The organism is Streptomyces sp. NPDC046303, from assembly GCF_055588085.1.
In genome coordinates this window covers 1-7,886 of record NZ_JBVJFA010000076.1, presented here as the reverse complement: position 1 = coordinate 7,886, position 7,886 = coordinate 1, and the positions used below count along the sequence as shown (strand labels likewise).

The window sequence follows — 7,886 nt, the reverse complement described above, 5'->3', positions numbered from 1 at the left end:
TTGATGCCGTCGATCAGGGAGTGCCGGCAGCCGTACTTGTTGTCGAACTTCGACTTCGTCACGGCGTCGTTCACGTTGATCGCCGGGAAGAGGAGGGTGCCCTCGGCCATCATCTCGTACAGGCGGTGGACACCGGTGGTGGTCTCCTCCGTCACGCCGCGGATCTCGGACGCGAGCTGCGTCCACTTCTGCGGGGACTCGCCCAGGGTGCGGTTGAGCAGCGTGAGGATGTGCGCGTACTCCTCGGAGTCCGCGGTCGAGGGGTCCGGGGCCGCGCCGGCCTTTTCGAACTCGACGCCCTTGTGGACGAGGAGGGTGGCGTCACCGCCGTCGTCGAGGATCATGTTCGGGCCGCCGGTGGGGGTGTTCGGCCAGGTCAGCGCCTGCTCCGTGCACCACCAGTACTCCTCCAGCGTCTCGCCCTTCCAGGCGAAGACGGGGACGCCCTGCGGGTTCTCCGGGGTGCCGTTCGGGCCGACCGCGATGGCGGCGGCCGCGTGGTCCTGGGTGGAGAAGATGTTGCAGGAGGCCCAGCGGACGTCGGCGCCGAGGGCGACGAGGGTCTCGATGAGCACGGCGGTCTGCACGGTCATGTGCAGGGAGCCGGTGATGCGGGCGCCGGCCAGCGGCTGGGCCTCCGCGTACTCGGCGCGGATCGACATCAGGCCCGGCATCTCGTGCTCGGCCAGCGTGATCTCCTTGCGGCCGAAGGCGGCGAGGGAAAGGTCTGCGACCTTGAAGTCCATGGGTGCTGCTCCTCATGGTTCGAGAGGGTGGGTACGGCTGAGCCGTGCGCCTGCCGTGCGTGAGCAGGAAGCGGCGCACCGAGCACAGTCCGTCGGGGGCCCTCTCTCCCCTCGGCCGGTCACGAGGACCGCCCGACCGCCATCAGCAGCGACGCCTGACACTGATGACGAATCTACACCGATCAGCCCAGCGTCCCCCAGTGGGCCGGGGGGCAAGTCGCGGCCGTGGTCCGGGTCCTGCGGTGAGCACGTTCAGGGCCTTTCGGACTTTTGATGCATCCCTCACCTGGGAAAGGATGCCGGTGGATCGGAATCGGACCGCGTGCACGCGCGTGCGGTGCGATCCCGCAGGCCGCCCACGGCTTAAGGAGATCTCAAGTGACCAGTCCGGCAGGCCCTTCCGGGGGTGGCCAGAGGCGCCTGAAGCTGATCGCCGTCACGGCGTGTCCCACCGGGATCGCGCACACCTACATGGCCGCGGAGAAGCTCCAACAGGCGGCCGATCGCCTCGGCATCGAGATGAAGGTGGAGACGCAGGGCTCCATCGGGGCCGAGAACGTCCTGTCTGACAACGATGTCAGCGAGGCGGACGGCGTCATCATCGCCGCCGACAAGGAGGTCGATCGCGAGCGCTTCGCGGGCAAGCGGGTCCTGTCCACCGGTGTCGCGGACGGCATCCACAGGCCGGAGGAGCTGATCGAGCGCGTGCAGGGCGCGCCCGTGCAGGCCGGTACGGCCGGGGGCGGGGCCAGTGGCGGCGGGAGCGGGGCCGGCGGCGGAGGGGGCGGGGCCGGGGGCGGCGGGCACCAGCGCAGTGCCGCGTACAAGGCGCTGATGAACGGCGTCTCGCACATGATCCCGTTCGTGGTCGTGGGCGGTCTGCTGCTGGCCGTCTCGATCGCGCTCGGCGGGCGTTCCACGCCGCAGGGCATCGAGTTCGACGAGGACTCGTTCTGGTTCTACGTCAACGCGCTGGGCGGTCTCGGCTTCAAGCTGATGCTGCCGATCTTCTCCGGCTACATCGCGTACGCGCTCGGCGACCGGCCCGCCCTCGTACCGGGCATGATCGGCGGCTTCCTCGCCGCCGACGCCGTCAACATCTACGGGGCCGATGCCAACGCGGGCTTCCTCGGAGCGATCGCGACCGGCTTCCTGGCGGGCTATCTGGTCGTCTGGATCAAGAAGGTCAAGGTCCCCACGTTCGTCCGGCCGATCATGCCGATCATCGTGATCCCGATCCTGTCGACGGTCGTGCTCGGCCTGTTCTACATCTACGTGATCGGCCGGCCCATCTCCTGGGCGTTCACGCACCTGACCGACTGGCTGAACGGGATGACCGGCTCCAGTGCGATCGTGCTCGGCGCGCTGATCGGCCTGATGATCGCCTTCGACATGGGCGGCCCGGTCAACAAGACGGCCTTCCTCGTCGCGGTCGGCCTCATCGGCACCAACAACGCGGTCATGGGCATGGCCGCCGCCGCGATCCCCGTCATGCCGCTCGGCCAGGGCCTGGCGACGCTGCTGCGCCGCACGCTCTACTCCGGCCAGGAACAGGAGACCGGCATCGCCGCGCTGTTCATGGGCTTCTTCGGCATCTCAGAAGGTGCCATTCCGTTCGCTGCCGCCCGGCCGGCGCAGGTCATCCCGGCGAACATGTTCGGCGGCGCGGTGGCCGGCGCCGTCGCGGGCCTGTCCGGGGTCGAGGACTCGGTGCCGCACGGCGGCCCGATCGTCTCGCTGTTCGGCGCCGTCAGCGGGGTCGCGATGTTCTTCGTCGCGATCGCGGCGGGCACGGTCGTCACCGCGCTGACCACCAACGCGCTCATCGAGATCAAGCAGCGCCGGAACGGCGGGAGCGCGCCGCGGGCGGCCGCCCCCGAGCCGGTCCTGGCCGGTGCGGGCGCGGCCGCCGTGGGGGCGCGGGCCGCGTCCTCGGCGGGAGCAGCGGCCCCGGCCGCCGGGCAGCCGGAGGTGCTCTCCGGGTATCTGACGGAGCGGACGGTGAAGACGGAGCTGGCCTCCCGTGACAAGGAGGCGGCGATCCGCGAGATGGCGGAGCTGCTGGCCTCTACCGGCAGCGTCCGGGACGTGGACGAGCTCGTACGGGTCGCCCTCGCGCGCGAGGCGCAGGGCACGACCGGCCTCGGCGAGTCGATCGCGATCCCGCACGCCAAGACGGACGCGGTGGCCCGGCCCACGGTGGGCTTCGCCCGGTCCGGGGAGGGCATCGAGTGGGGCGCCCTGGACGGGACGAGGGCCCGGCTGATCTTCATGATCGCGGTGCCGGAGGCGGCCGCCGGTGACGAGCACCTGCGGATCCTGGCGCTGCTGTCGCGCAAGCTGATGGACGGCGGCTTCCGGGAGCGCCTGCAGGGCGCTCCGGACGGGCCGGCGATCCTGGACGTGCTGCGCGAGATCCGGTAACCCTCGCGCGCCGGAAGCCTTCCGTCCCGTCGGGCCCCTCTTCACCCTGGTGGCGAGGGGCCCGACGGCATTCCGTACGCTGCCCGCTCATATGGCGCTTCGGAGGGGACGGGTCGATGGAACACGGGCGGGGCCGCAGACGCGGCATCTGGGCAATCGTGCTGCTGGTGGCCGGCGGGCTGATGGTGCTCGGCGGGACGGTCCGGGGCGCGATGGAGGACCAGCACACGCAGGTCGTCTACGACAAGAGGACCGTCCCGGGCGAGAACATGCGGCCCACGTACGAGGCGGGGGACAGTGCCTGGTTCTCCATGGGCGCCGACGGCGAGCACTTCGAGGTGTCGCGCCGGGACGTGGTGCTCGTCTCGATCCCGGAGTGGGTTCCGGACGGGCCGATGCTGTCGCGGGTGGTGGCGACCGGCGGCGACCGGATCGAGTACCGGCGGGGCGAGAGCACGCTCCGGCTCAACGGGCAGCCGCTGGACGAGCCGTACGTCCTGGACCGGTCGCTGCCTTCGATCGTGCCCTTCGACGTGACGGTGCCCGCGAACCACGTGTTCCTCATGGGCGACAACCGCGGGAACTCCAACGACTCCTCGCTGCACCTCGGGGAGGCGCAGCGGGGCGCCGTGCACGTGTCGGCGGTCATCGGCGAGGACGTCGCGCGCCCGACGGGTCTCCTGGTCGCGGGCGGGGCCGTCGTGGGCGGGACCGTCGTCTTCCTGGCCGGGGGCGGGCTGGGGGTGTGGGCGCTGCTCGTGCGCCGGCGGCGTCCGGAGCCGGTGCCACCGGTGCTGCCCGCACCCTGACCTCCGTCCGGAACGCCGGAAGGCCCTGGTGCGCCGCACGCGGCTGCACCAGGGCCTTCCTTCCGTGTCTCCGTGGCTACTTGGCCATGTCCGGGCGGTAGATGTCCGGCTCCAGGTAGATCACCCGGGCGATCGGGACCGCCTCGCGGATGCGGGCCTCGGCGGCGTTGATCGCGTCCGCCACCTGGGTCGCGGTGTCGTTGCCCTGGACGGCGATCTTGGCGGCGACCAGCAGCTCCTCGGGGCCGAGGTGCAGGGTCCGCATGTGGATCACCCGGGTGACCACGACCCCGTCGACGAGCGCGGCGTTGATCTTGTCGACCTCATCGGTGCCGGCGGCCTCGCCGAGCAGCAGGGACTTGGTCTCCGCGGCGAGGACGATCGCGATGACGATGAGCAGGACGCCGATGCACAGGGTGCCGATGCCGTCCCAGACGCCGTCGCCGGTGATCAGGGCGATGCCGACGCCGCCGAGGGCCAGCACCAGGCCGACGAGCGCGCCGAGGTCCTCCAGCAGGACGACGGGCAGCTCGGGCGCCTTGGCCCGCTTGATGAACTCGCGCCACGACAGCGTGCCGCGGACCTCGTTCGACTCCTTGATGGCGGTGCGGAACGAGAACGACTCGGCGATGATCGCGAAGACGAGCACGCCCACGGGCCAGTACCAGGCCTCGATCGCGTGCGGGTGCTTGATCTTCTCGTAGCCCTCGTAGATGGCGAACATGCCGCCGACGGAGAACAGCACGATGGAGACGAGGAACGCGTAGATGTAGCGCTCGCGCCCGTAGCCGAAGGGGTGCTGCGGCGTCGCCTCGCGCTGGGCCTTCTTCCCGCCGAGGAGCAGCAGGCCCTGGTTCCCGGAGTCCGCCAGCGAGTGGACGCTTTCCGCGAGCATCGACGAGGAGCCGCTGAAGAGGAATGCCACGAATTTGGCTACAGCGATGGCGAGGTTGGCAGCGAGTGCTGCCACGATCGCCTTGGTACCGCCCGACGCGCTCATGGGTGCTGGGTGTCCTTCCTGGCCGCTGACTTCCGGCCGCACATTGTTGCAGCTGCTGCGGCGGACGCTGCGTCAGACCACCACGGTGGCTCGGAAGACGGTGCCGGTTCCGGACAGTTCGACCTTTTCGCCCGCCGGGACGAAGACCGAGTCGCCGGGAGCCAGGGCCAGTTCGCCGGCGCGGGGTGAACCGGCCGTGCAGAGCACGATCTGCGGGGCGTCCTCCGGGAGCACACGGGAGGCCGCGCCGGGCGCGAGGAGGAAGCGGGAGAGCCGGAACTCGTCGATGGGGGCCTCGTAGACCTCCTCGCCGTCTCCCTCGGGGCGCAGCACGTGCGGGTCGCCGGACTCGAACTTCACGATCTTCAGGAGTTCCGGCACGTCCACGTGTTTGGGGGTGAGCCCGGCGCGCAGCACGTTGTCGGAGTTGGCGAGCAACTCGACGCCGAGGCCGCCGATGTAGGCGTGCGGGACGCCGGCGCCGAGGAACACCGCCTCGCCGGGCTGGAGCCGGAAGTGGTTGAGCAGCATGGCCGCGATGACGCCGGGGTCTCCGGGGAAGTCGTGGACGAGGTGCGCGTACGGGGCGTACGGGCCGCCCAGGCGGTCGGCGGCGGCCGCGGCCTCGGTGACGGTATGGGCCATCTCCTCGCGGTCGGCGGTCAGTACGGCGGTGAGGACTTCGCGCAGCGCGGCGTCCTCGGGATGGGCGCGCAGCAGGTCGGCGTACGGCTTGAGGGAACCGACGCCGAGGCCTTCGAGCAGCTCGGCCGACTGGAGCGGGGGCCGGAACCCGCACAGTCCGTCGAACGGGGTGAGCGCGCACAGCATCTCGGGCTTGTGGTTGGGGTCCTTGTAGTTGCGGTGGACCGCGTCGATCGGGATGCCGCGCCGCTCCTCGTCCTCGAAGCCGGCCTTGGCCTGGGCGAGGTCGGGGTGGACCTGGAGGGAGAGCGGGGCGCCGGCGGCGAGGATTTTGAGGAGGAAGGGCAGCCGGGGGCCGAACCTGGCGACGGCGGCGGCACCCAGCTCGCGCTCGGGGTCGGCGGCGATGACGTCCGAGAGGGCCTGCTCCCCGGCTCCGCGGTCGATGCGGGACGGGGCGGCCGGGTGGGCGCCCATCCACATCTCGGCCTGGGGTTCACCGGTGGGCTCGACGCCGAGGAGCTGGGGGATGGCGGTGGTCGATCCCCAGGCGTAGGGGCGGATCGTGTTCGTCAGGCGGTCCATCGTCGTCTTCCTGGATAGAGCCGGGCACGGACGTGACCTCAGCTGTGTCCCCCGGAAGCCAACGCCAGGTAGGCGGTGGCGAAATCCGTGACGGCGAGGAGTTCGGCGAGCTGTTCCAGCTCCACTCCCTCCTCCGGTTCGAGCTCGCTGACGGCCGTGTCGTGGCTGAGGGCGAGCTCGCGTGCGGCGGGAGCGGCGGAGAGGCCGCCCGTCGGCCGGTCACGCAGCAGGACGATGCGGGCGCGCAGGGCCTGGGGCTCTTCGACCCGGTCGCGGAAGAAGTCTTCGGGGTCGGCCCCGGCGGCGAACGAGCCGGCGAGCAGCACCCCGTGGGCGGGAAGTGCCTCGGGGAGGGCCGCGGCCAGTGCGGGCCGGCCGGCGAGTTCGGCGAGGGTGGCGGCGAAGCGGCGGCCCGCGGGGCCGGCGCCGGTGCCCTCGCTCCAGATGAGCGGGAGGGTGTCGGCCAGCTCGGCGGCGAGGGTCTTGGCCGGGTTGGAGTAGGTGGCGATGGCGGGGCCGCAGCGCTCGGCGGTGCGGTCGAGCCGGTCGGCGACGAGCTGGAGGCTGTCGGGGGCGGCGCTGATCAGGCCGACCTTGTCGAGGAGCAGCAGCAGTGGCGTCAGCAGGGCCCACAGGGCGCCGGGTCCGGCCGCGGCGGACTCGTCGTACTCCTGGTACGGGGCCTTGGCCATCGGTACGAGGAGCCCGTGCGCGCCGTCCACGGCCTCGCTCAGCGGTGAGCGTTCGGGGGCGACGGCGACGACGTTGCAGCCGCGCCGGTAGGCCTGTTCGGCGAGGACGGCGAGGCCCGGCTCCGTGCCGTCGGTGGTGGCGATGAGCAGCAGGTCGACGGGGCCGGCCCAGCCGGGCAGGGTCCAGCGCAGGGCGCCGGAGGCGTGCGCGACGCCGGTGGGGTCCAGGCGGATGACGGGTGCGGAGGCTCCGGCGAGGGCGCCGAGGAGGTCGGCGACGCCGGTGGCGGCGGTGCCGGGACCGGCGATCATGACGGCGCGGGGGCGGCCGTCGGGGCGCAGGTCACCGAGGCCCGCTTCGGCCGCGTGCCGGGCCGCGGTACGGACCCTGGCCCCGGCCTCGGCGGCACCTCGGAGCAGTCCGCGCCGGTCGGCGCGGGCGAGATCGTCCGGTGCGTCGAGGAGCGACTCGTCGAGCATGGCGGCCTCCGGCGGTGTCGGCGCGGGTGGGGTCAGGCGGGGCGGCGGGCCTCGTCCACGAGGAGGACCGGGATTCCGTCACGGACCGGATAGGCGAGGCCGCAGTCCTGACCGGTGCAGATCAGCTCGGGAGCCGTTTCGTCGGCCGACTTGTCCTCGAGGGGCGCGTGGCAGGCGGGGCAGGCGAGGATCTCCAGAAGACCGGCTTCGAGCGGCATGGGGCGGGGTTCCCTTCGGGAATGCGGGTGGGCCGTGGTCAGCGTACCGCCGAGTCACCTGCGGTGCGGCCTGACGGGGCCCCTGGGCTGCGGGGTTCGGGTGCGGCGCCGCCGCCGGGGCCCCCGCGCCTCAAACGCCGGCGAGGCTGAAGTGTGCCGCTGCGCGGCACCTTCAGCCTCGCCGGGGCGCTTAGGCGCGGATGAGGGCGAGGACTTCGTCGCGGACCTTGGCCAGCGTGGCCTGGTCGCGGGCCTCGACGTTCAGGCGCAGCAGGGGTTCGGTGTTG

8 protein-coding genes are annotated in these 7,886 nt (G+C 72.0%); 2 read left to right on the top strand and 6 right to left on the bottom strand.

Annotation, left to right across the window (positions count from 1 at the left end; translation table 11 throughout):
• A partial coding sequence (locus ACZ6I1_RS34785) for an adenosylhomocysteinase (protein WP_469293116.1) occupies positions 1-746 on the bottom strand: 746 nt, incomplete at its 3' end.
• A gap of 378 nt (positions 747-1,124) precedes the next feature.
• Here ACZ6I1_RS34785 and ACZ6I1_RS34780 point away from each other — a divergent pair.
• Positions 1,125-3,170: a fructose-specific PTS transporter subunit EIIC gene (locus ACZ6I1_RS34780; RefSeq protein WP_469293114.1), complete on the top strand. Its 2,046-nt coding sequence runs from the start codon at positions 1,125-1,127 to the stop codon at positions 3,168-3,170.
• A 116-nt stretch (positions 3,171-3,286) separates the two neighbouring features.
• Complete coding sequence (lepB, locus tag ACZ6I1_RS34775) at positions 3,287-3,979, top strand: signal peptidase I (RefSeq protein ID WP_469293112.1); 693 nt, start codon at positions 3,287-3,289, stop codon at positions 3,977-3,979.
• A gap of 76 nt (positions 3,980-4,055) precedes the next feature.
• Here the strand turns inward: lepB and ACZ6I1_RS34770 are convergent, their stop codons facing one another.
• The 5 genes from ACZ6I1_RS34770 to ACZ6I1_RS34750 all read right to left on the bottom strand — a co-directional run.
• On the bottom strand, positions 4,056-4,979 hold the full coding sequence (locus tag ACZ6I1_RS34770) for a cation diffusion facilitator family transporter (RefSeq protein ID WP_469293110.1): 924 nt from the start codon (positions 4,977-4,979) through the stop codon (positions 4,056-4,058).
• A gap of 72 nt (positions 4,980-5,051) precedes the next feature.
• Positions 5,052-6,209, bottom strand: coding sequence for a mannose-6-phosphate isomerase, class I (manA, locus tag ACZ6I1_RS34765; protein ID WP_469293109.1), 1,158 nt, complete (start codon positions 6,207-6,209; stop codon positions 5,052-5,054).
• 38 nt (positions 6,210-6,247) lie between these two features.
• Positions 6,248-7,381: an SIS domain-containing protein gene (locus ACZ6I1_RS34760; protein ID WP_469293107.1), complete on the bottom strand. Its 1,134-nt coding sequence runs from the start codon at positions 7,379-7,381 to the stop codon at positions 6,248-6,250.
• Between the two features lie 32 nt (positions 7,382-7,413).
• The gene (locus ACZ6I1_RS34755) at positions 7,414-7,599 is read right to left on the bottom strand and encodes a Trm112 family protein (RefSeq protein WP_272258431.1); all 186 of its coding nucleotides are present in this window, start codon (positions 7,597-7,599) and stop codon (positions 7,414-7,416) included.
• A gap of 190 nt (positions 7,600-7,789) precedes the next feature.
• On the bottom strand, positions 7,790-7,886 hold a 97-nt coding region (locus ACZ6I1_RS34750; RefSeq protein ID WP_469293117.1), incomplete at its 5' end, for a hypothetical protein.